Origin of the sequence: Caballeronia novacaledonica (genome assembly GCF_900258035.1) — a bacterium.
GTDB lineage: Bacteria > Pseudomonadota > Gammaproteobacteria > Burkholderiales > Burkholderiaceae > Caballeronia > Caballeronia novacaledonica.
In genome coordinates, this window is the sequence record NZ_OGTP01000009.1 from 36,350 (window position 1) to 61,393 (window position 25,044).

The following is a 25,044-nucleotide window of genomic DNA, read 5'->3' on the forward strand; positions in this document are numbered from 1 at the left end:
CGGCGCTCAGGCGTCGCCGGCCGGCTTGATCGGCTCGACGGGCGTGCCTTCGACCGTCTGGCGCGCTTCGTCGACGAGCATCACGGGAATGCCGTCGCGGATCGGATAGGCGAGCTTGTCGGCGCTGCAGACGAGTTCCTGCGCCGCGCGATCGTAACTGAGCGGGCCTTTGCAGATCGGGCAAACGAGGATTTCAAGCAGACGTGCGTCCACGGAGTTTCTCCACAACAAGAGCGATGAGGCGCGGTCTCAGCACGGCTTGCACCGGAACGACCCAGATGCGTGCGTCGCGCCAGGCCCCAAATTTTACTGCATCCTTTTCGGTGATCAGGATCGCGTCAGCTTCGACGCCGGCGAACGGATTCTCGCGATACGAATAGTGATCGGGGAACGCGCGCGTCGCCGGCGCGATGCCCGCCGCGCGCAGCGTCGCGAAGAAGCGCTCGGGCGAACCGATCCCCGCCGCCGCGACCACTTTCTCGCCCGCGAACTGATCGAGCGGACGGCGCTGGTGCGGATCGTCGAGCAGCCATGCGTCGCCGGACTCGAGTTCGAGCGCGAACGTGTCCGGCCAAGGCGGCAGCGTGCGCTCGTACGGACTGTTGATGAGCGTCGCGTCGCGGCGGCGCGACATCGGCTCGCGCAGCGGACCGGCGGGCAGCAGAAAACCGTTGCCGCCGAGGCGCGCATCGAACACGACGAGCTCGAACGCGCGCGCGAGGCGATAGTGCTGCAGGCCGTCGTCGGAGACGAGGACATCGACGTTCGGGTGCGCTTCGATCAGCGCTTGCGCCGCGGCCACGCGGTCCGGACAGACGAACACCGGCGCGTGCGTGCGCCGCGCGATCAGCAGCGGCTCGTCGCCGACCTGCGCGGCGGCGGAGGTCGGCGCGACGCTCGTGGGCTTCGCGACCTTCGCGCCGTAGCCGCGCGAGACCACGCCCGGCTGAAACCCGGCGGCGCGCAACGCCTCGACGAGCGCGATGACGGTCGGCGTCTTGCCCGTTCCGCCGACGGTCACGTTGCCCACGACGATCACCGGCACGCCGACATCGACGCGCTTGAACCAGCCGAGCTCGTAGCAGGCGCGCCGCGCGGCGGCGATCGCGCCGAAGATGCACGCGAAGGGCGTCAGCGCCCACGCGACCGGACCGCGGCGGCGCCATTCGCGGGCGAGGAAATTCTCGATCGGCGGCTTGAAATCAGACATGGACCGCCTTCGCGCTGAACGCTGGCGGGCGGCGAGTCGGGTACGGCGTGGCGTGCAACGGCAGCTCCTCGGATGACGGTTGGCGGGTGCTGGAACCCGGCACTCTAGCGCGCGTGAGCCGCGGGCGCCAGTCGCGAGCATGGGCCAGGATTCGGACGCGGCGCAATTCTTTCGCCTGTGGATAACTCTGTGAAGAACTTGCGGCGCGAAAAGCGCGAAACCGCGTCAGGAAAGAGTTGCTCCGGGGATTACGGTGTTCAGGAAAATAAACTGCTTGAAAATCAGCGGCTTGGGACGAAGTCACGGGCTTCCGGCGACGCTGCGGCACGCGCGGCGGTAAGTCTTTCTGTGTGGACACTTGCTACACTTGCGTACCTCGTTCAGCGGCGTTTGTCTATCGGACACGGCGGCGCAGCCAAAATATTTTCCCATCAAGACATGACTCCGGATTCCCTGCCGTCGCAGAGCGGCGATGCCGTCATCCCCGTTTCCGCGCTCAATCGCGCGATCAGCACGATGCTCGAACGGTCGTTTCCGCTCGTCTGGGTGTCGGGCGAAGTGTCGAACTTCACGCGAGCGGCGAGCGGTCATTGGTACTTTTCGATCAAGGACGCGAACGCGCAGATGCGCTGCGTGATGTTCCGTGGCCGCGCGCAGTATGCCGAGTTCACGCCGCGCGAGGGCGACAAGATCGAAGTGCGCGCGCTCGTCACGATGTACGAGCCGCGCGGCGAGTTGCAGCTCAACGTTGAAGCGGTGCGGCGCACGGGGCAGGGCAGGCTTTACGAAGCGTTTCTGCGGCTGAAGGCGCAACTCGAAAGCGAAGGACTCTTCGCGGCCGAACGCAAGCGTGCGCTGCCCGTGCATCCGCGTGGAATCGGCATCGTGACGTCGTTGCAGGCGGCCGCTTTGCGCGACGTGCTCACGACGCTCGCGCGCCGTGCGCCGCATGTGCCGATCGTCGTGTATCCGGCGCCGGTGCAGGGCGCGGGCGTCGGCGCGAAGCTCGCGGCGATGGTCGAAGCGGCGAACGCGCGCCGCGAAGTCGATGTGCTGATCGTGTGCCGCGGCGGCGGGTCGATCGAAGATCTGTGGGCGTTCAATGAAGAAGTGCTCGCGCGCGCGATCGCGGCAAGCGAGTTGCCGGTGGTGAGCGGCGTCGGTCACGAAACGGATTTCACCATCGCCGATTTCGCCGCCGACGTGCGCGCGCCGACACCGACCGCCGCCGCCGAACTCGTCAGCCCGCAGCGCGTGCTGCTGTTGCGCGAGCTCGATCATCGGCATGCGGCGCTCGCACGCGGATTCGGCCGGATGATGGAGCGTCGCGCGCAGCAACTCGACTGGCTCGCGCGCAGGCTCGTGAGTCCCGCGGAACGGCTCGCGCGGCAGCGGGCGCATCTGCGGCAACTGGCGAGCCGTCTCGGTGCGGCGGGCGCGCGGCCCGTGCGCGATGCGCGCGCGCACTTCGCGCTCGTGCATTTCCGCTGGCAGCGCAGGCGTCCGGACGTGGCCGCCGAACGTGAGCATCTGCTGCGGCTCGCGCAACGGATCGGCGGCGCGCATGAGCGGCGCGCGGAGCGGGAAAAAGCGCGCGTTTCGGAACTGGCGGCGCGCTTGCAGGTGCTGAGCCCGCAGCGCACGCTGGAACGCGGTTATGCCGCATTGATCGACGCTCAAACGGGCCGCGCCGTTCGCGCGCCGAATGCGCTGAAACCGAAGCGGCCGCTCACCGTTCATCTCGCGCAAGGGTCCGCGGACGTGCTGCTCGCCGATGTCCAGCCGCGTCTGTCGGACGAATTCTGAGCCCGACGCGACACGCGAAATCAGCGTACATTAGACGTGCCTCAAGATGCTCGTCAGAGCACTTTTTACGCCGTGCGAGGCGTATGCAAAGCAATCTTACTCATAAAGGGCACACGGTTTGCTGGGTTATCCCAACTCGCCTACAATCCATTGCTCCACTGCTTCACGCCTCACCATCCCCCACAATCCACATAGAAAGGAAGCTCGCATCATGGAACATACGCTCCCGCCGCTGCCGTTCGACAAGAACGCGCTCGCTCCGCACATGTCGGAAGAAACGCTCGAGTATCACTATGGCAAGCACCACCAGACCTATGTGACGAACCTGAACAAGCTGATTCCCGGCACCGAATTCGAGAACCTGCCGCTCGAAGAGATCGTGAAGAAGTCGTCGGGCGGCGTGTTCAACAACTCAGCGCAAGTCTGGAATCACACGTTCTTCTGGAACAGCCTGTCGCCGAATGGCGGCGGCGCACCGACCGGCGCGCTGGCTGACGCGATCAACGCAAAGTACGGTTCCTTCGACAAGTTCAAGGAAGAATTCGCCAAGGTCGCAACGGGCACGTTCGGCTCGGGCTGGACCTGGCTCGTGAAGAAGACCGACGGCACGGTAGATATCGTCTCGACGAGCAACGCCGCCACGCCGCTCACGACCGACGCCAAGGCGCTCGTGACCATCGACGTGTGGGAGCATGCGTATTACATCGACTATCGCAATGCGCGTCCGAAGTTCATCGAGGCTTACTGGAATATCGTGAACTGGGATTTCGCTGCGAAGAATTTCGGTGCGTAAGTACGCCTGAAAATCGAAAGCCGCAATCGGAATGAAAGCCCTCGAAAGAGGGCTTTTTCAATTTATGCGTCCGGAAATTTGCGTTGCCGGCCTTTTCGGGGAACGTCGAAGTCTCACTCAGTCTAAAGGGATCAGGTTTTCGATTTCCATGTCGGCCCGGCCGACAAAGACGCGAGCTGAAATTTGACGACACGCTATCATCAACTCGATTCATTGCGCGGCATTGCCGCTTTGACCGTCGTATTCAATCACTATGCGCAAATTGCGCCGACACGTTGGCTCCAGCACGTTCCATGGCGCGTAATCGCCGAGGGACATTCCGCCGTGATTCTGTTCTTCGCGCTGAGCGGATTTGCGCTGACTTTGCAGATCACCGGAGACAACAGGCCGAGTTTTGGCGAGTTCATCGTCAAGCGCGTGTGCCGTATTTACATCCCTTATCTGGTGGCGGTACTGGCCGCTTATGCGGCGTATTGCGCGCTTTACCGGTCGGATTTGTCGTGGACCGGCGAGTGGGTCAATCAGGCATGGCATGCGGGCATCGACGGGCATGATCTGCTGAACCACATCGTCTTTCTGATTCCGTTCAGCAACTGCACGCTGGACCCGGTGCTCTGGTCACTGGTCTACGAGATGCGTATCTCGCTGCTCTTCCCGATTCTGGCCGTCGTCGTGTGCACCATGCCGATCTGGTTTTCCGTAGCGCTAAGTGCCTGTCTGTCACTCGCGGCCTTCGGTTATTACCATGATCTGCATCGGACGATCATGGACGCGAGTATTCAGGGCGAATGGATTCCGACCATTCACTATATTTCGATATTCGTGCTGGGCGCAGCGATCGCGCGATATCGCGAAGTCATCACGTCGAAGCTCGCCGCTTTTTCTCCGCGCTGGCTTTTCTGCGCATTGGCGATATGTCTCGCGCTATATGGCCTCGTCAACTCCGTGACTCGCCATCTGATTTCCGACGACGTGTTGCGCAGCTTTGCGGATGATTGGGTCGTGCTTCCGGCAGTCGCCGGGATTCTGATGCTGGCGATTTCCTTCGATCGATTCGCCACGATCCTGACCGCGCGGCCGCTCGTGTTTCTCGGCCAGATTTCCTTTAGCCTGTATCTCTTGCACTGCATCGTGCTGCTGGGCGTTCTGCATTATTTCGGCGAGACGTATCAGCGTATCTCGCTCTTGATTGCCGCCGTGCTGATTCTGCCCGTCGGCATCGCCGGATACTACGCGGTCGAAAAGCCGTCGATTCGACTAGGCCGGTATCTGACGCGCGGAAAGCAGCGCGGCAGGGCGACACTCGGCGCGTGAACGCCGGCCGTCGCTGCGCGGTTCGGGGCGCGGACCTAGAATGTGGGCTTGTCGCACTGTTCCGAATCGCATCGCCATCATGAAACGCTTCGCAGGCCTGTGCCTCGCGGCCTGGTCGGCGGCCGCGCTGCTGTATTTCGGCCGCCATTCCGCCGCGCTCATCGTGCTCTCCGGCGTGCTCGTGCTCGCCGGCTTCGATCTGCTTCGCCCCGAATCCGGCAACGGCGCGTAGCGCTAACGCTGCTTCGCGCCTTCCCAGTTGATATCCACGCACAGCACCTGCAATCCATAAGGCGTCTGCGCGGCGATCGACGCCGTCACGCAAAGGTGCGCATCGTTGATGGAGAGATACGGCGCCGTCAGATGCACGCGCCCCGGCGCGCGCAGCGCCTCGATGAAATACGGCCGGCGTTCCCAGCTCGCGCCTTCCGAATGCAGCAGCGGACTGAAACGCTTCGCGCGCTGCGACGTGCGCACGATCGGCACGACGTTGTCGCCGATCTGCCGTCCGGACTGATCGAGCAGGAAGCAGCGGGCGGTGTCGGCGAGTTGCAGCAACTCGCTCGTTGCGATGACGAGCGATTCGCCTTCCATGAGCTTGACGGAAGCGCGTTCGAGCCCGCTCACGTACGGTCCGAGACGCGCGGACTGCGCTCGTTCGCGCGCCGCGACGCGCTCGCGCGACGCCGCCGACAGCGCGTCCATCACGGCCGCCGCGACTTCGCTGTGCACGGCCTCGACGCTCGGCTGCGCGAAATACGCGCCCTGCACGAAGTCGACGTTGCATTCGAGCGCGATCAACGCGTCGCGCTCGGTCGCGAGGCCGCCCATCAACACGAGCTGGCCGGATTCATGAAGCAGCGAGACAAGACGCGGCAGCACGCGCTCGATATGCGAATGCTCGGTCGCCTGCTGCAGGATGCAGCGGTCGAGCGTGACGATATCGGGACGCAGTTGCCACACGCGGTCGATGTTCGAATGCTTCACGCCGAAGCCGTCCAGCGCGATCAGAAAACCCGACTTGCGCAGCGAATCGATGATCTCGGCGAAGCGCGTCGTCTCGCCGCCCGCCTGTTCGGGGACTTCGAGCACGACACGCTGCGGCGGCAGGCCGATGTCCTTCAGCGCGGCGAGCAGGGCATCGCCGTAGCTCGTGTCCATGAGCGCGGCGGGGTGCAGGCTCAGGAAGAGCCATTCGTCATGACTGTCGAACGCATTGAAGTTGCCCAGATGCAGCGATTCCGCGAGCCGGCCGAGTTCGAGCAGATCGCCGCGCCGCGCCGCTTGCGTGAAGACTTCGTGCGACGGAATGTGGCGATGCGCGTCGTCGCGGGCGCGCAAGGACGCGTGATAGCCGATCGCGCGCCGGTGCGACACGGAAAACACCGGCTGGAACACGCTGAAAACGGTGTACTCGCCGTACAGCACGGTGCGACGCGATCCATCATCGCCGGCGACGGGCCGGGGCGGCTGAAAGCGGGGAGGGTCGAGATCAACCATGCTCATGGTGTCTGGGCGCAAGGCAAGTGACTTTATCGAGATAGTTTACCGGATCGGCACGCGGCAGTTCGAGCAAAAAGCGTGCAAATTCAATATCCAGGCGGGTCGGCGGGGATGTCGCTCGCGACGATCGAGCCTATTCGTGTGCGGATTGGACGGTCGTGCCGCAGAGCCGGGAGCGCGCGCCGCGCAATCGTGCGGATCGGCACCGCCACGGTGCGCGATCGCGCGTCGATTCAATTCGATTCGGACGGATCGGGTTTGCGGCGCGCCGCGCGCACTTCCGGCGCGAGCTGGCCGAAGATCCACGCCGTCGCCGCGGTGATGACGCCGACGCACAGGAACGTCGCGTGGAACGCCGGCAGCGAGTTCGATTCGGTCACTTGCGGCAGGAGCCCCGTGAACGTCGAAAGAATCGCGCCCGCGACGGTCACGCCGAGGCTCATCGACAGCATTTGTACGAGCGAGAAAAGGCTGTTGCCGCTGCTCGCGCCGCCGGTGCCGAGATCTTTCAGCGTGAGCGTGTTCATCGCGGTGAACTGCATCGAATTGACGGCGCCGAAGATCGCGAGTTGCACGAGCCGCAGCCAGAGCGGCTGATGCGCGCTCGCGAGCCCGAAGCTCGCCATCATCAAGCCGACGAGCACCGTGTTCACGACCAGCACGCGCCGATAGCCGTGCTTTTCGATGAGACGCGTGACGACGCGCTTGGACGCCATGCCCGCGGCGGCGACGGGCAGCATCATCATGCCGGCCTGGAACGCCGTGTAGCCGAGGCTCACCTGCAGCAGCAGCGGAATCAGATACGGCATCGCGCCGCTGCCGATGCGCGCGAACAGATTGCCGAGCAGCCCGACGCTGAAGGTGTGGATCTTGAAGAGGTCGAGCGAGAAGATCGGCTGGGCGGCGCGCGTCGCGTGCAGGCCGTAGGCGACGAAGCAGCCGAAGGACAGCACGAGCAGCACGATGACGATCGCGTGCGCGAGGCCGAGATCGGCGAGGCCGTCGAGCGAGATCGTCAGCGCGACCATGCCGATGGCGAGCAGCAGATAGCCGGCGAGATCGAAGGGCGCGGTCGCGGGATTGCGGCTGTCCGGCATGTACAGATTCGTCGCGATGCAGCCGATCACGCCCACGGGCACGTTGATGAGAAAGATCCAGTGCCACGACGCGATCTGCACGAGCCAGCCGCCGAGCGTCGGGCCGATGAGCGGACCGATCAGACCGGGAATCGCGACGAAGGCGAGCGCCGAGAGATACCGTTCCGCCGGAAACACGCGCAGCACGGCGAGACGCCCGACCGGCAGCAGCATCGCGCCGCCGACGCCCTGCACGACGCGATACGCGACGAGCGCCTGCAGCGACTGCGCTTTCGCGCACAAGAGCGAGCCGATCGTGAACACGAGAATCGCGCTGAAGAACACGCGCTTCGTGCCGAGCTTGTCGGCGAGCCAGCCGGAGACGGGGATCATCATCGCCATCGTGAGCGAGTAGGCGATCACGACGCCTTGCATGCGCAATGGCGCTTCGCCCAGGCTGCGGGCCATTGCGGGGAGCGCGGTGTTGACGATCGTCGAATCGAGCGTCTGCATGAAGAAGCCCGTGGCGACGAGCCACAGCATGATGGAAAGCGATCGGTCGGACGGCTGTGCTGTGGCGGTGTCGGTCATTGGGCGGGCTTACTTTCTCAGCTCGGCAACGAAATCGTAGTAGTCGTTGCGGCAGTAGGTGTCGGTGAGCTCGATCGCACGCTGATCGGCCGTGTAGCCGACGCGCGTGATGAGCAGGAGCGCGTCGTGCGGCGCGATGCCCATTTGCGCCGCGATTTCCTCGCTCGCGTTCACCGCGCGGAAATGCTGAAGCGCGCGCACGATGGAGAGCCCGCGCGTATCGAGATAGCTGTAGAGCGAATCGCCGATGGCTTGCGGATCGGGAATGCACGACGCCGGGAACGTGGAATTTTCGACGGCCATCACGATGTCGTCGGCGAGGCGCAGCCGTTTCAGGCGCGTGACGGTGGCGGCGGGCGAGAGACCGAGCTGGATGACTTCATCGCGATTGGCGGGCTCGATGGTGCGCGAGAGCCATTTGGAACTCGGCTTGAAGCCGCGCCGCCGCAGCATTTCGGAGAAGCTCGACAGACGCGAGAGCGGGTCTTCGTAACGCGGCGTGATGAAGCTGCCCGCGCCTTGCTCGCGGCGGATGAGCCCTTGTTCGACGAGCAGCGCGATCGCTTTTCTCGAGGTGATCCGCGAGACGCCGAGCGCATCGGACAACACGCGCTCGGAGGGCAGCGCTTCGCCTGCGTTCCAGCGATTGTCGTGGATGGCGTTGGCGAGCTTGCGGGCGAGTTGAAGATAGAGCGGTGTGTCGCTGTCCGGGTCCGGGCGCAAGTCGCGCCAGCGGTCTTCCGAGGTCGGGTTCATAAAGCGGACGCTGATGGGCCAGCGGGGATTTTAAAACATGCAAGGCGGGAGGTTTGCTGGCCGCTTGGGCTTTTTTGTGGGTTGGTTTCGCTGGATCCCGTTCTAGTAACGTTGCCCCTGTGCTGGGGCGGCTTTCGTGGAATCCTGATTTCTTAGTGGTTTATTAGCGTTGCCCCTGTGCGGGGCGGCAGTCACTTTCTTTGCTGCTGCAAAGAAAGTAACCAAAGAAAGCAGCTTTCCCCATCCAAAGTGCTTCATGCCGGCCGCGGCACAGGCGATTGGCTGAATGGAACCCGGAGTAGCAAGTGCTCTTACAAAACTCACGCGGCTTGGCCCGCGCACGGTCTGCGGCACCGTATGTTTCAACGCGCTGGTTCAGCACGAAATAGCGCCGGCACAGCGCTACGCGCTGCCGTCGGGTATGCAAGGGAAACCCTCGTGCGAGTAAGTACGCGACGGAGACGTCAGCAAGGAAGTGCGCGCAGACCCGATGTACCTGTCGGCCGCGAAGCGGGCCGGAACGTGCAATGGCTGCACCAGCTTGTTGAACGGCGCGATGCCGCAGTGGGTCCGCGATCCAAGCCGCGCGAGTTTTGTGGGGGCACTCGCTACTCTGGGGGCCATTCGTCAATCGCCTGTGCCGCGGCCGGCATGAAGCACTTTGGATGGGGAAAGCTGCTTTCTTTGGTTACTTTCTTTGCAGCAGCAAAGAAAGTGACTGCCGCCCCGCACAGGGGCAACGCTAACAAACCGACGCGAAAACGGGATCCGGCGAAAACCCAAGCGAACTAAAATCACCGCAGAGAAGCGAAACCAGATGCCGCCCCGCACAGGGGCAACGCTAACAAACCGACGCGAAATCGGGATCCGGCGAAAACCCAAGCGAACCAAGAATCACCGGCGACGAAGCCGCCTCAAGCCGTCGCCGCTCCCCCCACCCCGCGCCCCGCGCGCATATAAAGCGCGACCGAGAGCGCCACGGCCGCCGCCGCCGCCATCGCGGCGAACAAGAACACCGATCCATACCCGAACTCACCCGCGACATATCCCGCGAGCGGCCCGGTCAGCCCGAGCGACAAATCGAGAAACACCGAATAAGCCGACAAAGCCGCCCCCCGGCTCGCAGGCGGCACGAGTCCGACCGCCTCGACGCCCAGCGCCGGAAACACCAGCGCAAACCCGAACCCCGTCAACGCCGCGCCCGCGAGCGCGAACGTCGGCTCGGCGGCGAGCCACAGCATCAACAAGCCCGCGCACTCGAAAACGAACGACACGATCGCCACGCGAAATCCGCCATACGCCTTGATCGTATTGGCGAACAGCAAGCGCGCCCCGATGAACATCGTGCCGAACACCGTCAGCGACAGCGCCGCGTTCGGCCAGTTGTGCGCGGCGTAGTAGAGCGTGATGAACGTCGCGATCGAGCCGAATCCCGCCGATCCGAGCGCAAGTCCGAGTCCATGCGGCAGCACGCGGAAGAACACGCTGCGATACGACATGCGCTCGCCATGCACGATCGGCACGCTCGCCATGCGCGTCGCGAGCCAGTAACCGAAGCCGCCGAGCACGATCACGATCACTCCCAGCGACGCGAATCCGAGCGAATGATCGATCGCGACGCCGAGCGGCGCGCCGATCGCGAGTGCGCCGTACGTCGCGATGCCGTTCCACGAAATCACCTTCGCGTTGTTCGTCACGCCGACGCGCCCGATGCCCCACGTAATCGACCCCGTGCCGACCCAGCTTTCGCCGAAGCCGAGCACCAGCCGCGCGATCACGAGCAGCACGAGACTCACCGCATGCCATTGCGCCGCCAGCGCCGAACCGAGCAGCAGCACGCCGCTCGCCGCACACGCCGCGAGGCCGTACAGCACCGTTTTCTTGGGGCCGAGCGTATCGGCGGTGCGGCCCGCGAGCGGCCTCGACATCAGCGTCGCGAAATACTGGACGCTGATCGCCGCGCCCGCCATCACCGAGCCGTAGCCCAGATCCGTATGCACGTAACCCGGCAGCACCGCGAGCGGAATGCCGATCGTCAGGTAGCAGAGGAACGTGTACAGCACGACCGGCAGAATCCGCAGCGTGACTGCGAAATCGCCCTGCGGCTTGGTGCGAGGCTCGGAAGACATAGGGAAATTGCGGGGTTGAATTCGGCGCGAAGACGTGATTCTCCCATATGTTGCGGCGCAACGTCGCACGTGTTTTGTAACCGGATGGGACAAATCGCCTGTCCGAACGATCGGACGCCGGGTTCGGAAGCCTTGCTGCGTAAGGCTCAGCGCACATATCGGACGAAGAATATGTCGTTCATGCAATGTCGGCTATGGGTTGCGGTTTTTGGTGGTGATAGCTTTCGAACCATCGAAGCGACAGGACCATTCCGAAAAGTCCCCCGAAGTCGCGAATGCCACCGGCTGCGTATTCCGCGCAACCAGCAGAAAAGCATCGAAGAGCCCCGAGACATCCATGACCCAGCCGATCCGCTTCTATCACCGCAACGCGATCCAGGAAGTGAGCGGCGCGTCGACGACGCGCACCGTCCTGCAATACCTGCGCGAAGACGCGCGCTGCACCGGCACCAAGGAAGGCTGCGCGGAAGGCGACTGCGGCGCGTGCACGGTCGTCATCGGCGAGCCGGACGGCGCGGGCGGCGTCGCGTTCAAGGCCGTGAACGCGTGCGTCCAGTTCCTGCCGACGCTCGACGGCCGCGCGCTCTTCACCGTCGAAGACCTGCGCCAGCCGGACGGCACGCTGCATCCGGTGCAGCAGGCGCTCGTCGATTGCCACGGCTCGCAGTGCGGCTTCTGCACGCCGGGTTTCGCAATGTCGATGTTCGCGCTCTACGAAAAGCACGGTCATGCGACGACCGGCTGCCCCGGCGCATGCGAGAAGACGAAGCCCTCGCGCCAGGAAATCAGCGACGCGCTGACGGGCAATCTGTGCCGCTGCACGGGGTATCGGCCGATCATCGAAGCTGCCGAGCAGATGTTCGATCACGCGCCGCTCGCGCCCGTCAACGTGCCGGCGCTCGCGCGCACGCTCGAAAACCTGAAGCGCGACGACACCTTCCACTACGAGCACGCCGGCCGCAAGTTCGAGGCGCCGCGCACCGCCGAGGCGCTCGCCGCGATCAAGGACGAGAATCCGGACGTGCGCATTCTCGCGGGCAGCACCGACGTCGGCTTGTGGGTCACGAAGCAACTGCGCGATCTGGGCGACATCGTCTATGTCGGGCAGATCGAATCGTTCAAACACGTCGGGACGACGGAAGAGTGGATCGAGATCGGCGCGGGCGTGTCGGTGGATCGCGCGTACGACGAGCTCGTGAAGATCTATCCGGAGCTCGAAGAAACGCGCCTGCGCTTCGCGTCGCTGCCGATCCGCAATGCGGGCACGCTCGGCGGCAACGTCGCGAACGGCTCGCCGATCGGCGATTCGATGCCCGGCCTCATCGCGCTGAATGCGCGCGTCGTTTTGCAGAGCGTCGACGGCACGCGCGAGATGGCGCTCGAAGACCTGTACGTCGCGTATCAGAAGAAGGACATGCACCCGAACGAATTCGTCGCCGCCATCCGCGTGCCGACGCGCCACGGCAAGCGCGCGAATCTCCAGTTCCGCGCGTACAAGCTGAGCAAGCGTTTCGACTCCGACATTTCCGCCGTGTACGCCGCGTACAGCTTCATCGCCGATGGCGACACGATTCGCGAGCCGCGTCTCGTCTACGGCGGCATGGCCGCGACGCCCAAGCGCGCGGCGCACGCCGAAGCCGTTCTCGCCGATGCGTTCTGGCACGAAGCCACCGCCCAGGCCGCCATGATCGCGCTCGCGAAGGATTACCAGCCGCTCACCGACATGCGCGCGAGCAGCGACTATCGGCTCGACACCGCGAAGAGCCTGCTGTATCGCTTCTGGCTGGAGACGCGTCCGCAGAATCCGCTCGATAAATCGAAGCTGGATGTGCGTGCAATCGAACTGGTCGAAGCGAAGTAAGCGAAGAAGGAGAACAAGACAATGAATCAGCAAGCCGAAGCCTTTCTCGCCGAAGCCCAGTCGCTCGCGAACGAAATCGACGCGTTCAAGCAGGTCCACGTGTCGCGTCCGCATGAATCGGCGCATCTGCACGTGAGCGGCCGCGCGAGTTACACCGACGACATTCCGCCCGTCGCGGGCACGCTGCACGCCGCGCTCGGCACGAGCCCGAAGGCGCACGCGAAGATCGTGTCGATGAACTTCGACGCCGTGCGCGCGACGCCGGGCGTCGTCGCCGTCTTCACCGCCGAGGACATTCCCGGCGTGAACGATTGCGGCCCGATCATCCACGACGATCCGGTGCTCGCGCAGGGGATCGTGCAGTTCGTCGGCCAGCCGATGTTCATCGTCGTCGCGACGTCGCACGATACGGCGCGCCTCGCCGCACGCCGCGCGACGATCGAGTTCGAAGACCTCGTGCCGGTTCTCACGCCGCAGGATGCGCGCCGTGCCGAATCGTACGTGCTGAATCCGCTGAAGCTGTCGCGCGGTGACGCACAAGGGCGCATGGCGAAAGCCGCGCATCACGAACGCGGCGCGATGAAGCTCGGCGGTCAGGAACAGTTCTATCTCGAAGGCCAGATCGCCTACGCCGTGCCGAAGGACGACGACGGCATGCACGTCTATTGCTCGACGCAGCACCCGACGGAAATGCAGCATCTCGTCGCGCACGTGCTCAACGTGCATTCGCACAACGTGCTGGTCGAATGCCGTCGCATGGGCGGCGGGTTCGGCGGCAAGGAATCGCAGTCGGGCATTTTCGCGTGCTGCGCGGCGCTCGCCGCGTGGAAGCTGCTGTGCCCGGTGAAGCTGCGTCCGGACCGCGACGACGACATGATGATCACCGGCAAGCGCCACGACTTCATCTACGACTTCGAAGTCGGCTATGACGACGACGGCAAGATCGAAGGCGTTTCCGTCGACATGACTTCGCGCTGCGGCTTCTCCGCCGACTTGTCCGGTCCGGTGATGACGCGCGCCGTCTGCCATTTCGACAACGCGTACTGGCTGTCGGACGTGAAGATCGAAGGCTATTGCGGCAAGACCAACACGCAGTCGAACACCGCGTTTCGCGGCTTCGGCGGGCCGCAGGGCGCGTTCGCGATCGAGTACATCCTGGACAACGTCGCGCGTTCGGTCGGCAAGGACTCGCTCGACGTGCGCCGCGCGAATCTCTACGGCAAGACCGAAAACAACAAGACGCCTTACGGCCAGACGGTCGAGGACAACGTCATCCACGAACTGATCGCCGAACTGGAAGAGACGAGCGATTATCGTCGCCGCCGCGCGGCCATCGACGAATTCAACGCGAACAACGAAATCCTGAAGAAAGGCCTCGCGCTGACACCGGTGAAGTTCGGCATCGCGTTCAACGTGACGCACTTCAATCAGGCGGGCGCGCTGGTTCACATCTATACCGATGGCTCGATGCTCGTGAACCACGGCGGCACCGAGATGGGCCAGGGGTTGAACACGAAGGTCGCGCAGGTCGTCGCGCACGAGCTGGGCGTGAACTTCGAGCGCGTGCGCGTGACGGCCACCGACACGAGCAAGGTCGCGAATACATCGGCGACGGCGGCTTCCACCGGAACGGACTTGAACGGCAAGGCAGCGCAAGACGCCGCGCGCCAGTTGCGCGAACGGCTCGCGAAGTTCGCGTCGGAGAAGTTCGGCGGCGGCGCGGTCACGCCTGCGCAGGTGCGCTTTGCGAACGATCGCGTGATCGTCGGCGACGATGCGATTCCGTTCGGCGAAGTCGTGCAGAAGGCGTATCTCGCGCGCGTACAGTTGTGGTCCGACGGCTTCTACGCGACGCCCAAGCTCTACTGGGATCAGGCGACGATGCAGGGCCGCCCGTTCTTCTACTACTCGTATGGCGCGGCGGTGTCGGAAGTGGTGATCGACACGCTGACCGGCGAAATGCGCGTGCTGCGCGCGGACGCGCTGCATGACGTGGGCGCGTCGCTGAATCCGGCGCTGGACAAGGGCCAGGTCGAAGGCGCGTTCGTGCAGGGCATGGGCTGGCTCACGACGGAAGAGCTCTGGTGGAACGACAAGGGCAAGCTGATGACGCACGCGCCGTCCACCTACAAGATTCCGACGACGAACGACATGCCCGCCGATTTCCGCGTCGATCTGTTCAAGAACCGCAACACGGAGGACAGCATCCATCGCTCGAAGGCCGTGGGCGAGCCGCCGCTCCTGCTGCCGTTCTCGGTGTTCTTCGCGATCCGCGACGCCGTTTCCGCGGTCGGCGATCACAAGGTGAATCCGCCCTTGAACGCACCCGCGACGGCGGAAGAGATCCTGAAAGCGGTCAATGCGGTGAGGAGCGCGCGGTCATGATGCACGTCGTCCTGTTCGGCGCGGGCCACGTCGGCCACGCGCTCGTGAAGGTGCTCGGCACGCTGCCGTGCGTCGTGCAGTGGGTCGATGCGCGCGACGAACTCTTCCCCGACGAAGTGCCGGCGAACGTGCAGATCGAAGCCACCGATCTGCCCGATGCGATCGTGGACGAGGCGCCGGCGGGCGCGTACTTCATCGTGATGACGCACGATCATTCGCTCGACTTCTCGCTCACGCAGCGCATCATGCGGCGCGATGACTTTGCGTACTTCGGGTTGATCGGCTCGAAGACGAAGCGCGTGAAGTTCGAGCGGCGTTTGATGGAGCGCGGTGTCGCGGCGGATCGCTTGCCGGAGATCACGTGTCCGATCGGCGTGGAAGGGATCGTCGATAAAGCGCCGTGGTCGATCGGGCTGGCCGTCGCGGCGCAGTTGTTGAGGGTGAGGGAGATGGCGGCGCGGGTGGGGATGCCGGCGTTCAAGGCGGCGCGTCTCGCCGTCTGAATGTCCGCGTTTCAGGTGAGGCCGTTGGTCTGCCTGAAGCGTCCCGGCGCCACCCCATACACCTCCTTGAACCGCTTCGAAAACGCCGCCTCGGACTGATACCCCACATCCGCCGCGACATCCGCGATGCTCTTCTTCGTATGCGTGAGCATCGTGCTCGCGAGTTGCATGCGCATGTGGCTCAGCAGCGCCAGCGGTGAGCTATCCGAATGCGCGGAGAACGCGCGCATGAATGTCGCGCGCGACATCGCCGCTTCCTTCGCCAGCATTTCCAGCGTCCACGGCTCGGCGGGCCGTTCCAGCATCGCGATGATCGACGCGCCCAGCCGCCGGTTCGCCAGCAAGCCGAGCACGCCCGCAAGCGACGGCTGTCCTTCGAGCCACGCGCGCAACACCATCGTGAAGAGCGCGGTGGATAGCGCCGTAACGATCGAAGGCGCGCCGAGTTGCGCTTCTTCCGCCTCGCGACGCATCGTCTGGACGAGCGGCGCGAGATACGTCGCGGATGCATCGGTAAATGACACGTGCACGACATCCGGCAGCACGTCGATCAGCAGCGCGCGCGGTGCGTAAAGGAAGCGCCCGCACAGCAAGTCCACGCCCGGTTCCCGCCCGCCGCAATTGCTTTCCACCGTGACCGCGCCGTTGTGGCGCATTTCCATCTCCGTCTTCGCCGCGCCTTTTTCGCGTGGCTGAATGCTCAGCACGTGCGCGTCGCCGCGCGGCAGGAAAAAGATGTCGCCCGCCCGCAATTCCAGCGGCGCGTGACCCTTGCGAAGCACCGTGCACGCGCCATCGAGCACGACGTGATACACCGCTTCGCCGGCGGGCGCGGGCGCGTGATCGAGTTCCAGCGGGCCGCTCAAAAGGCAGCGCAGATCGAGCGCGCCGGAAAGGCTCGCAAGCTGGATCAGTTTGTCGAGTGCGTCCATGTGAGCGGATCGGGCCGAAGGTGTCGTTCCGGATAGTACCGAAGTCCCGCCCGACACGCGTTACTTCGCGACTTCGCCCAGTTCGCGCGTCTCGTCGCCCAAAGGAGCCGTGACGGTCTTTTTGCCCGTGAGCGAATCCGACACAGCCGACATCAGCGTGCGCAGCCAGGCGACATCCGTCGGCTGATCGGGCTGCGGCACCGAAAGCTGATAGCACTTGATGCGCGGAAACGGCACCGGCGAATCGAGCACGGCGAGCGGCAGCATCGCGGCATAGTGCTGCGCGAAACGGCGCGGCGCGGTGAAGATCAGGTCCGACTGCAGCAGCACCTGCGGCACGAGGCCGAAGTAGGGAATCGTCGTGACGATGCGCCGCTCGATGCCCGCGCGCGCGAGGCCGACGTCGATCGGATGCCGCCTGCCGCCGCTATACGGCGTGGGCGCGAGATGCGCGGCGAGCGCGTAGCGTTCCGCCGTCAGCGGCTCGCGGGCGAGCGGATGGTTCGCGCGCATCAGGCAGACGAATACGTCGGTGAACAGATCCTGGCGTTCGAAGCGCGGCTCGGGCTTCGTCCAGTTGGCGACCATCAGATCGATTTCGCCTTCGTCGAGCATGCGCTCGTGATCGCGCATCGGCGTCAGCGATTCGATTTCCAGACGCGCATTCGGCGCCGCATCGCGAAACGCCGCGACGAGCGTCGGCATGAAGAAATCGTTCAGATAATCGGGCGCGGCGACGCGAAAGGTGCGGCGCGAGCTTTGCGGATCGAAATCGCCGTGCGGCGTCGCGACGAATTCCACTTCCCGCAATGCCCGCTGCGCCGGCGCGAGCAGCGACTCGCCGTACTCCGTCGGCACCATGCCCTGCTTGCCGCGCACGAGAATCGGATCGTTCAGGATTTCGCGCAGACGGCGCAACGCCGTGCTGATCGCCGGCTGCGTCTGGTTCAGCCGCTGCGCGGTCTGCGTCACGCTGCGTTCCAGCAACAGCGTGCGCAACACGCGGATGAGCCAGATGTCGAGTGAGTCGGCGGGATCGTTCATGGGCTGCGAAGCGGTTGGATTCAGGGCGCGGGCGCGAACTCGCAAACCCTCACCCGAAGTTAAACGCTTATCCAATTTTGACGCCATAGCGAGCGCGCTATGCGCGGCATAGGCGCGCCCGCCGGCCCGGCCGCCGTCAGCCGAAATCGGCGTCGCGCGGCGCGATCGGCAGCGCGCTGATGCGCTTCACTTCCGCGCCTTCGAGCCAGTTCGGCGAGCGCGCGACGTAGAGCACCATCGGCAGCGTGTCCTCGCCCCAGAAAATCTGATCGTTGACGAGAAAGGTTGGCACGCCGAACACGCCCATCGACACGGCGCGGTCGTTGTTATCGCGCAGCTTCGCTTTGACGTCCTCGTCCTCGATGCGCGTTTCGCCCTCCGGCATGCCGACATGCTCGCACAACGCGCGAAAGCCCTCCGGCGTCGCGGGATCGCGCCCCTCGCGCCAGATGTACCGAAAGATTTCGCGCACGCGCGAGATTTCGCCGTTCGCCAGCACCGCGAGCCGCAGCGCCTTGGAAGGGTCGAACGGATGCGCGGGCGGCATCCTGAACGGAATGCCCAGTTGTTCCGCGCGGAACAGCGCGTGCCGATACGTGAAGACGCGTTTGGAGGGAATCGTCGCGGCGTGCGGCTGGCCCCAGCGGTCGAGCAGCTTCATCAACTGGACGGGCACGAGCTCGAACGGCATGTCCGGCCATTTTTCATGCTGTTCCAGCAGCAAGTAAGAAAACGGCGAAATGAAATCGAAGAAAAAGTACGGCTGACCATGACTGGTCGAATGCGGGGCACTCATGTTCCCTTCTCCCTGAGATTCCTTGGCTCCGCTCGCGCCGGTGCGCGTCGGAGCCTCATCTGTTCGTTTTTTGTCGTGGCCTGCATGGCGCGTACGACGCGCGGCGTTGCATCCTGTCTCCCGTTCCTCCAATAGATATTACGTGCTGCCTTGTTCCGTGTCTGCCCGCGCAGCGACACCGGACGTATCCGATCGCGACACGCTGCGCGGCGGGGCTTCATCGGCCGGCGCGACCGGCACGTGCGCAAGACGCTCCCGCACGAAACCGATGTGCTCGCGCAGCACATAAAACTGATCCGCGAACGCGAGCGGCATCTTCATGCGATTCACGGCCGTTTCGATCGCGTCGATGCGGTCGAGCAGGGCATCGCGCTGGGCGATGTCGGGGCCGCTGATCGCTTCCCGCTCTATCGCAATGAGCGCGCCATACCAGCGATAGATCCGCGATTTCACGCGCCAGCGGTACAGCCCCGGAACGAGCCGCAAGCCCGGAATCAGCACCACGACGAGCGGCACCAGCACGACCAGCACGCGATCCGCGAGACTCGCGAGCCAGAACGGCAGCGTGCGGTACAGAAAGCTCTTGCCCGATTTGTAATACCGCTCGGCGTTGTCGCTGATGCGGAATTCGTGCACGAGCGGCGCGGGAAATTCATTGGCCCGTTGCAGCAGATTGGCGCGTCCGTGCACCTCGCGCGCGGCTTCGATCAGCAGATCGGACAGCGCCGGATGCAGGCTGTCGCGCGCGACCAGCTCGGCCGTCGGCGCGATCATGTGGACCGGGCGCGGCGGCAGGTTGCGGGAGAAATCGAACGCGCCCATCGGCAACTCGATTTCCGTCAGGTACGGAAAGCGGCGCGCGTAGGCGTCGGCCTGAACGAAATCCATGAAGTGGATGCCCGGCGTGCGCAAGAGCTTCGCCATCGTGGGCGGCTGGGCGGAGTCGCCGGTCAGAAAGACGGCGTCGATCTGGCCGTCTTCGAGCGCTTTCGCGGCTTCGTCGCCGGCGAGCGGCAGCAGCGCCGTGTCGCCGCCCGGTTCGATGCCATTCGCCTTCAGCAGATTCAGCGCGAGCACGCGCGTGCCGCTGCCTTCCGCGCCGATCGCGAGCCGCTTGCCCTTCAGCTCCGACAAACGGCTGACGGCCGTCGCGCCGCGATAGAACACCGCGAGCGGCACATAGGACACGCTGCCGAGCGATTCCAGATTGTCGTGCGTCGCGCCGGGCTTGGTCAGGCCGCCTTGCACGAAACCGACATCGACGTTCGATTTCGGATCTTCGAGACGCGTGAGATTGTCGAGCGAGCCTTGCGTCTCCAGCACGTTGAGCGTCACGCGGTTGCGCGCGAGGATCGCCTTGTATTTTTGCGCGCTGTTCCAGAACGAACTGCCCTTCGGCCCGGCGGCGATGGTCAGCGTGCTCGGCGGTGCGGGCTGGATCAGCCGCACGGCGACATAGAGCGCGACCGCGCAGACGAGCAGGATCGGGCCGAAGGTGAGCGCGAGGTCGCGCCAGGAAATCGCGACAAAGCGCGCGACGATTCGCTGCGGCGGCTTGCGTTTCGGCGGGGTGTCCGGATCGGGGCCCGGAGTGTTTCCTGTAGGCTGGGTCATCTCGTCGGTAATCGTAAATCTGTGTGCCCGCGAGCTTACCCGATCGCGATGCGCGGACATCTCGACGAACGGTGCGGGCGGCCGGCATGGCGTCGATGGTACATGAGATCGATGACCGTCCGGACACACCGCACGGCGCGCGCGCACTGTGACGGACATGTGTCCGCGCGGCCGTCGTTGTTGCGTGTGCGCGGCTCAACGAAAGCCCGCATTGTTAAATGCTTTGCGCTAATGGCCGCGCTGGGCTAAATTGACGTTCGCCGCCGCACGACAAGGCTTTTCGCGCACCTCAGCCCGGAATGTGGGTTCGTGAGTCGCGCCGGTCAGCCGCCATGCGGCAGGTCATATTCGAGCCGACGGGCTTTTCCGCCCGACCAGCCGGCCGCAGTTTGTTTCTTTCGCCAGTCTCTCGCAGCACCGTGAGCCGCATCCGCCGGCTTGCCGCCGTCATGCCCGCTTGCCTTCTCAGGCCTCGGGCGCGCGTGGCCACGTGCAGCCGCTCGATGTCGTAGCCCACAGCCGCTGGGAATGCGGTCCGGTTTTGGAGTGCAAAACGAGCGAAGTAGCAACTGTGCGAAGTCAACAAGCGAAACAAAAGGAGAAATCATGAAAGCAGTCGATCTGTTGAAGGCGCTGGGCGTGGTGGTGTGCGTGGCCGTGGCTTCGAGCGCCTATGCCCAATCGAGCGACGCAGCGGCCACGAGCGCCGATACCGCGGCGCAGGCGAAGGCCCAGAAATCCGCGACCAAGAAGACCGACCGCAAGCTCGGCTACGACGTGCGCCGCGCGCTGTCGAAAGCGCAGGGCTTCGACGTGTCGAACGTGTTCGTGCGCGCGCGCAGCGGCGCGGTGACGCTGACCGGCACGGTGCCGGAAGGCGGCCAGATCGCCCAGGCCGAAGAAGTGGCAAAGGGCGTGCCGGGCGTGAAGTCGGTTTCCAACAAGATCAGCCTCGGCACGCAAGGCGGCGGGCAATAACACGAATCACGGAAAGACGGCGGCATCGCGCGATGCCGCCGTCCTCGCTCGTGTGGGCGTTTGAACGGGCTCCGGCTTTGCGGCCGGAGCCCGTTGTCGTTTGGCGCTTTTGCTGCGGCGGCGCGTGAATTTGGCCGCAAACTATCGGCGGATAAGGCGCGATACTTCCAGCATCGGAAGCGTTTCGCGCCTCGGGTTGCACCACTCAACGGAACGTATGGCGGAGACTCACAATGAAAAGATTCGCGCGTACCCAGAGGTTGCAGACTTTGCAGAACGTGCCGCGCACGGCGGCGCGCGGCGCGCTGGCGATGCTCGCCGCGATCGCACTCGCCGCATGCCACGGCGGCGATGACGACAACGGCGGCGGCCCGCCGACCAACACCTTGCCGAGCTTCGTCTCCGGTTCGGTCAATACGCAAACCTACGACGGCGTGTCCGACGACCTGCTCACGGCCGGTCTCGGCAAGACGGGCCTCGCGTCGGCGACCGCGCCTTCGATCGCCAAGCCGGCCGCGCCGACCGCAGCCGAACTGCGCCGCCTCGCGATCTATTCGAACTACCGCGCGCTCGTCGATATGTCGGCGAACGGCGGCTATGGCCGTTTCTGGGGGCCGAACGTCGATCTGAACGGCAACGACACGCTCGGCGAAGGGAAGATCGCGGGCAAGGAATACATCGCCTATTCGGACGATGGCAGCGGCATGCAGAACGTCAGCCTGCTCGTGCAGATTCCGCAGAGCTTCAATCCCGATCAGCCGTGCATCGTCACGGCGACTTCATCGGGGTCGCGCGGCATCTACGGCGCGATTTCGGCGGCGGGCGAGTGGGGCCTGAAGCGCGGCTGCGCGGTGGCCTACACCGACAAGGGCAGCGGCAACGGCGGCCACGAATTGTCGACCGATCTCGTCACGCTGATCGACGGCACGCTCGCCGGCGCCAGTTTCGCCGGGACGAAGGCGATCTTCAAGGCGAACGTGAGCGCATCGGCGCTGTCGTCGTTCAATTCGGCGTTCCCGAACCGCTACGCCTACAAGCACGCGCATTCGCAACAGAATCCGGAAAAGGACTGGGGCAAGAACACCTTGCAGGCGATCCAGTTCGCGTACTGGGCGCTCAACGACATGTTCGGCCCGGTGAGCGGCTCGACGCATCAGGTGCGCTACGACAAGGGCAGCATCACGACGATCGCGGCATCGGTGAGCAACGGCGGCGGCGCGTCGCTCGCGGCCGCCGAGCAGGACACCGATGGCTGGATCACGGCGGTCGTCGTCGGCGAGCCGCAGATCAACATGAACTTGCCGTCGCAGGTTTCGGTGCGGCAGGGCGGCGTGCCGGTCGGCTCGTTCGGACGGCCGCTCGCCGATTACACGACGCTCGCCAATCTGCTCCAGCCGTGCGCGGCGCTCGCGCCCGCCGCAGCCGGCGCGCCGTATCTGACGGCGCTGCCCGTGGCAACCACCAACGCGATCCGCACGGCGCGTTGCGCGACGCTCGCCGCGAGCGGGCTGATCGCGGGCGGCAACGCCGTCGCGCAGGCCACCGACGCGCTCAACCAGCTTCATCAGGCGGGCTACGAGACCGACTCCGACACGCTCCATGCGCCGATGTGGGATTCGCAGGCCGTGCCGGCCGTCGCCGTCACGTATGCCGACGCCTACATGAAGGCGAGCGTGCTCGACAACCTGTGCAATTTCAGCTTTGGGACGACCAACGCGGCGACGGGCGCGGCGGGCGTGACGCCGCTCGTCTCGCCGATGCCCACGCTCTTCGGCAACGGCAACGGCGTGCCGCCGACGAACGGCATCAATCTGGTCTACAACGCGGGGACGACGGGCGCGGCGGATCATCGCCTCGCGACGCCCGATGCCAGCTACGCGGGCGCCGCATGCCTGCGCTCGCTATGGACCAACGGCAACGCGACGATGGTGGACAGCGTGAACGCGATCCGCGTGAACGCGAACCTGCGTGGCAAGCCCGCGATCATCGTGCAGGGCCGCGCCGATGCGCTGGTGCCGATCAATCATGCGTCGCGGCCGTATCTCGGCGCGAATCGCGTGGCGGAGGGGAGCAAGAGTCAGCTCTCGCTCTATGAAATCACGAACGGACAGCACTTCGACGCGTTCCTGAGCGTGGCCGGCTTCGATACGCGCTTCATTCCGGTCCACTACTACAACATTCAGGCGCTCAATCTGATGTGGAACCACCTGAAGAACAACGCGCCGCTGCCGCCTTCGCAAGTGGTGCGCACGGTTGCGCGCGGCGGCACGGCGGGATCGGCGCCCGCGCTGACGACGTCGAATCTGCCGCCGATCGCCACCGATCCCGGCGCGAACGCGATCACGGCGACGGGCGGCATCGTCAACGTGCCGAATTGATGGAGCGCGTGGCTTATTGAGTCGCGGTCGCGGGCGCAAGCGGCGCGTTGGAAGCCGCCGCCGCCGCGGGCGTCTGCACGACGATCGGCGTCGGCGTGAGCTCGGGCGAGCTGACGATCAGCGACGGCACGAGCGGCTTGCTCTTCACTTCGTCCGCCGCGACGGGCGCGCTGCGCGGCACCGTATTCAGATAGTGCCCCATCAAGGAAAAGAAGCGGTCGTAGAACTTGCCGGCGGGCACGGTTTCGCTGGAGATTTTGACCATCGCGTCGCTGTTCGAGCGGATCGGCAGCGAAAGCGAGCCGAGCACGCTCAGCCCGACGCTCGCCGACGTATCGCTTTTCTTGAGCGCATAGCCGTCCTGCACGGCGTTCACATACGCGATGCTCTGATTGGTCGCGTTGTCGCCGGGCGTACACACGACATGGAACGACACGACGACGTGCGTCTCGGCGCTCGGCTGGAAATTCTTGGTCGCGTCGACGGTGTCGGACTGGGCCATCGTCGTGAGAAAGCCTTGCGAGAGCAAAGCGCGGCGCGCGGCCTCGCAGGTTTCGCCGACGGTGGCGTCAAAATTGTGGGCGAAAGGGCTCGCGCCGGTGTTGAAAAGCTCTTGCTGATAGCTCGGCGCGACCGAGTTGCGGCCTCCGCACGCGGCGAGAGCGATGAGTCCGAGAGAGGCGAAAACGAGGCGCGGCGACGGCATGGGCATGAGGCGGCGGATCCAAAATTTGTGTCAACGGCAGACACAAATTGTAGTGCCGCCGGACTGGCCGATGAAAAAGCGCAGTCTGAAAACATCGTCGAATCCATGGTTTACAGCGTGATGAAAGGCGGGCAGGCGCGTCGTTCATCGATCCGGAAAGCGAAACGCCCGGCGCGCGGCCGGGCGTTCATTACCGCGCGAGACGCGGCTTACGGACGATTGAAGTCGACCGGATTGGAGGCTTCCGGACGGACGATGCGGCTGAGAAAGCTCGACCGGCCCGCATGACCCGACGCCGATGCGCCTTCGCTCGCACCGCCGAACGACGACGCGGCAGCGCCTTGCTGCGCGGCGACGCGGGCTTCCGCAGCCTGGATGTCGGCCGGATAGGTGGTCTGATCGGCCGACGGCTTATAGCCCGCGCGTTCGAGTTGAACCAGATCGGCGCGGACTTGCGCGCGGGTGACAGGGCCGTCTTCACGCGCCTGGGCAAAGCCCGGAACGGCGAGAACGGCGGCGATGGCGATAGCGGGAACGATGGACTTGAACATGATGACCTCCGAATGCTGACCTTGGGGAAACGTCGCGGTGGTGAACTTGTTTGCCACTGCTTCGTCGTTGAGATGCAGTGTAGGACTCGCTTACGTAGGTAAAAACCCTGATTCGCCC

At 64.8% G+C, this 25,044-nt stretch carries 21 protein-coding genes; 9 read left to right on the forward strand and 12 right to left on the reverse strand.

Annotated elements, in window-relative coordinates:
• Positions 1-6: 6 nt before the first annotated feature.
• Together NOV72_RS14985 and lpxK are read right to left on the reverse strand one after the other, a co-directional pair.
• The gene (locus NOV72_RS14985) at positions 7-213 is read right to left on the reverse strand and encodes a Trm112 family protein (RefSeq protein ID WP_061135290.1); all 207 of its coding nucleotides are present in this window, start codon (positions 211-213) and stop codon (positions 7-9) included.
• Positions 194-1,210, reverse strand: coding sequence for a tetraacyldisaccharide 4'-kinase (gene lpxK / locus NOV72_RS14990; protein ID WP_106855393.1), 1,017 nt, complete (start codon positions 1,208-1,210; stop codon positions 194-196). The genes NOV72_RS14985 and lpxK overlap by 20 nt, the downstream gene beginning before the upstream one ends.
• Positions 1,211-1,648: 438 nt before the next feature.
• Here lpxK and xseA point away from each other — a divergent pair, with 438 nt between their 5' ends.
• The 4 genes from xseA (at position 1,649) to NOV72_RS32310 (ending at position 5,355) form a co-directional block, all read left to right on the forward strand.
• Positions 1,649-3,016, forward strand: coding sequence for an exodeoxyribonuclease VII large subunit (gene xseA / locus NOV72_RS14995; RefSeq protein ID WP_106855394.1), 1,368 nt, complete (start codon positions 1,649-1,651; stop codon positions 3,014-3,016).
• Positions 3,017-3,227: 211 nt separating this feature from the next.
• Positions 3,228-3,809 (forward strand): superoxide dismutase [Fe], encoded by a 582-nt coding sequence (gene sodB, locus NOV72_RS15000; protein WP_061122600.1) that lies wholly within the window; start codon positions 3,228-3,230, stop codon positions 3,807-3,809.
• Positions 3,810-3,992: 183 nt separating this feature from the next.
• Positions 3,993-5,123, forward strand: a complete 1,131-nt coding sequence (locus NOV72_RS15005) for an acyltransferase family protein (protein ID WP_106855395.1) — start codon at positions 3,993-3,995, stop codon at positions 5,121-5,123.
• 79 nt (positions 5,124-5,202) lie between these two features.
• Positions 5,203-5,355, forward strand: coding sequence for a hypothetical protein (locus NOV72_RS32310; protein WP_181291058.1), 153 nt, complete (start codon positions 5,203-5,205; stop codon positions 5,353-5,355).
• A 2-nt stretch (positions 5,356-5,357) separates the two neighbouring features.
• Here NOV72_RS32310 and NOV72_RS15010 read toward each other — a convergent pair whose 3' ends face one another.
• The 4 genes from NOV72_RS15010 to NOV72_RS15025 all read right to left on the reverse strand — a co-directional run bounded on the left by NOV72_RS15010 (position 5,358) and on the right by NOV72_RS15025 (position 11,178).
• A complete protein-coding gene (locus tag NOV72_RS15010) occupies positions 5,358-6,629 on the reverse strand; it encodes an EAL domain-containing protein (protein ID WP_106855396.1) in 1,272 nt (423 codons plus the stop codon).
• A gap of 230 nt (positions 6,630-6,859) precedes the next feature.
• The gene (gene mdtD / locus NOV72_RS15015) at positions 6,860-8,293 is read right to left on the reverse strand and encodes a multidrug transporter subunit MdtD (RefSeq protein WP_106855397.1); all 1,434 of its coding nucleotides are present in this window, start codon (positions 8,291-8,293) and stop codon (positions 6,860-6,862) included.
• A gap of 9 nt (positions 8,294-8,302) precedes the next feature.
• Entirely contained in the window at positions 8,303-9,049 is a 747-nt protein-coding gene (locus NOV72_RS15020; RefSeq protein ID WP_106855398.1) for a GntR family transcriptional regulator, read from the reverse strand.
• Between the two features lie 914 nt (positions 9,050-9,963).
• A complete protein-coding gene (locus NOV72_RS15025; protein ID WP_106855399.1) occupies positions 9,964-11,178 on the reverse strand; it encodes an MFS transporter in 1,215 nt (404 codons plus the stop codon).
• 337 nt (positions 11,179-11,515) lie between these two features.
• Here NOV72_RS15025 and xdhA point away from each other — a divergent pair, with 337 nt between their 5' ends.
• The 3 genes from xdhA to xdhC are packed head-to-tail and all read left to right on the forward strand — an operon-like array spanning position 11,516 to position 15,927.
• On the forward strand, positions 11,516-13,039 hold the full coding sequence (gene xdhA / locus NOV72_RS15030; protein ID WP_106855400.1) for a xanthine dehydrogenase small subunit: 1,524 nt from the start codon (positions 11,516-11,518) through the stop codon (positions 13,037-13,039).
• 21 nt (positions 13,040-13,060) lie between these two features.
• A complete protein-coding gene (xdhB, locus tag NOV72_RS15035) occupies positions 13,061-15,424 on the forward strand; it encodes a xanthine dehydrogenase molybdopterin binding subunit (RefSeq protein WP_106855401.1) in 2,364 nt (787 codons plus the stop codon).
• A complete protein-coding gene (gene xdhC / locus NOV72_RS15040; protein WP_106855402.1) occupies positions 15,421-15,927 on the forward strand; it encodes a xanthine dehydrogenase accessory protein XdhC in 507 nt (168 codons plus the stop codon). The genes xdhB and xdhC overlap by 4 nt, the downstream gene beginning before the upstream one ends.
• An 11-nt stretch (positions 15,928-15,938) precedes the next feature.
• Here the strand turns inward: xdhC and NOV72_RS15045 are convergent, their stop codons facing one another.
• The 4 genes from NOV72_RS15045 to NOV72_RS15060 all read right to left on the reverse strand — a co-directional run bounded on the left by NOV72_RS15045 (position 15,939) and on the right by NOV72_RS15060 (position 20,313).
• Positions 15,939-16,859: an AraC family transcriptional regulator gene (locus NOV72_RS15045; protein WP_106855403.1), complete on the reverse strand. Its 921-nt coding sequence runs from the start codon at positions 16,857-16,859 to the stop codon at positions 15,939-15,941.
• 60 nt (positions 16,860-16,919) lie between these two features.
• Positions 16,920-17,903: a LysR family transcriptional regulator gene (locus NOV72_RS15050; protein ID WP_106855404.1), complete on the reverse strand. Its 984-nt coding sequence runs from the start codon at positions 17,901-17,903 to the stop codon at positions 16,920-16,922.
• Between the two features lie 136 nt (positions 17,904-18,039).
• On the reverse strand, positions 18,040-18,699 hold the full coding sequence (locus NOV72_RS15055) for a 2-hydroxychromene-2-carboxylate isomerase (RefSeq protein WP_106855405.1): 660 nt from the start codon (positions 18,697-18,699) through the stop codon (positions 18,040-18,042).
• Between the two features lie 138 nt (positions 18,700-18,837).
• Positions 18,838-20,313 carry a TAXI family TRAP transporter solute-binding subunit gene (locus tag NOV72_RS15060; RefSeq protein WP_106855406.1) on the reverse strand — a complete coding sequence of 492 codons (1,476 nt, stop codon included), beginning with the start codon at positions 20,311-20,313 and terminating at the stop codon, positions 18,838-18,840.
• Between the two features lie 606 nt (positions 20,314-20,919).
• On the opposite strand from NOV72_RS15060, the gene NOV72_RS15065 reads away from it, so the two are divergent.
• Together NOV72_RS15065 and NOV72_RS15070 are read left to right on the forward strand one after the other, a co-directional pair.
• The gene (locus tag NOV72_RS15065; protein ID WP_106855407.1) at positions 20,920-21,291 is read left to right on the forward strand and encodes a BON domain-containing protein; all 372 of its coding nucleotides are present in this window, start codon (positions 20,920-20,922) and stop codon (positions 21,289-21,291) included.
• Between the two features lie 311 nt (positions 21,292-21,602).
• Positions 21,603-23,669: a D-(-)-3-hydroxybutyrate oligomer hydrolase gene (locus NOV72_RS15070; protein WP_245933063.1), complete on the forward strand. Its 2,067-nt coding sequence runs from the start codon at positions 21,603-21,605 to the stop codon at positions 23,667-23,669.
• Positions 23,670-23,682: 13 nt separating this feature from the next.
• Here NOV72_RS15070 and NOV72_RS15075 read toward each other — a convergent pair whose 3' ends face one another.
• Positions 23,683-24,381, reverse strand: coding sequence for a DUF2242 domain-containing protein (locus NOV72_RS15075; protein ID WP_106855409.1), 699 nt, complete (start codon positions 24,379-24,381; stop codon positions 23,683-23,685).
• Between the two features lie 203 nt (positions 24,382-24,584).
• Entirely contained in the window at positions 24,585-24,926 is a 342-nt protein-coding gene (locus NOV72_RS15080) for a DUF4148 domain-containing protein (RefSeq protein WP_106855535.1), read from the reverse strand.
• Positions 24,927-25,044: the final 118 nt, after the last annotated feature.

Excerpts from the sequence above, each read along its gene's own strand:
- lpxK (WP_106855393.1), bottom strand. The coding sequence starts at position 1,210 with ATGTCTGATTTCAAGCCGCCGATCGAGAATTTCCTCGCCCGCGAATGG.
- xseA (WP_106855394.1), top strand. The coding sequence starts at position 1,649 with ATGACTCCGGATTCCCTGCCGTCGCAGAGCGGCGATGCCGTCATCCCC.
- sodB (WP_061122600.1), top strand. The coding sequence starts at position 3,228 with ATGGAACATACGCTCCCGCCGCTGCCGTTCGACAAGAACGCGCTCGCT.
- NOV72_RS32310 (WP_181291058.1), top strand. The coding sequence starts at position 5,203 with ATGAAACGCTTCGCAGGCCTGTGCCTCGCGGCCTGGTCGGCGGCCGCG.
- NOV72_RS15010 (WP_106855396.1), bottom strand. The coding sequence starts at position 6,629 with ATGAGCATGGTTGATCTCGACCCTCCCCGCTTTCAGCCGCCCCGGCCC.
- mdtD (WP_106855397.1), bottom strand. The coding sequence starts at position 8,293 with ATGACCGACACCGCCACAGCACAGCCGTCCGACCGATCGCTTTCCATC.
- NOV72_RS15020 (WP_106855398.1), bottom strand. The coding sequence starts at position 9,049 with ATGAACCCGACCTCGGAAGACCGCTGGCGCGACTTGCGCCCGGACCCG.
- NOV72_RS15025 (WP_106855399.1), bottom strand. The coding sequence starts at position 11,178 with ATGTCTTCCGAGCCTCGCACCAAGCCGCAGGGCGATTTCGCAGTCACG.
- xdhA (WP_106855400.1), top strand. The coding sequence starts at position 11,516 with ATGACCCAGCCGATCCGCTTCTATCACCGCAACGCGATCCAGGAAGTG.
- xdhB (WP_106855401.1), top strand. The coding sequence starts at position 13,061 with ATGAATCAGCAAGCCGAAGCCTTTCTCGCCGAAGCCCAGTCGCTCGCG.
- xdhC (WP_106855402.1), top strand. The coding sequence starts at position 15,421 with ATGATGCACGTCGTCCTGTTCGGCGCGGGCCACGTCGGCCACGCGCTC.
- NOV72_RS15045 (WP_106855403.1), bottom strand. The coding sequence starts at position 16,859 with ATGGACGCACTCGACAAACTGATCCAGCTTGCGAGCCTTTCCGGCGCG.
- NOV72_RS15050 (WP_106855404.1), bottom strand. The coding sequence starts at position 17,903 with ATGAACGATCCCGCCGACTCACTCGACATCTGGCTCATCCGCGTGTTG.
- NOV72_RS15055 (WP_106855405.1), bottom strand. The coding sequence starts at position 18,699 with ATGAGTGCCCCGCATTCGACCAGTCATGGTCAGCCGTACTTTTTCTTC.
- NOV72_RS15060 (WP_106855406.1), bottom strand. The coding sequence starts at position 20,313 with ATGACCCAGCCTACAGGAAACACTCCGGGCCCCGATCCGGACACCCCG.
- NOV72_RS15065 (WP_106855407.1), top strand. The coding sequence starts at position 20,920 with ATGAAAGCAGTCGATCTGTTGAAGGCGCTGGGCGTGGTGGTGTGCGTG.
- NOV72_RS15070 (WP_245933063.1), top strand. The coding sequence starts at position 21,603 with ATGCTCGCCGCGATCGCACTCGCCGCATGCCACGGCGGCGATGACGAC.
- NOV72_RS15075 (WP_106855409.1), bottom strand. The coding sequence starts at position 24,381 with ATGCCCATGCCGTCGCCGCGCCTCGTTTTCGCCTCTCTCGGACTCATC.
- NOV72_RS15080 (WP_106855535.1), bottom strand. The coding sequence starts at position 24,926 with ATGTTCAAGTCCATCGTTCCCGCTATCGCCATCGCCGCCGTTCTCGCC.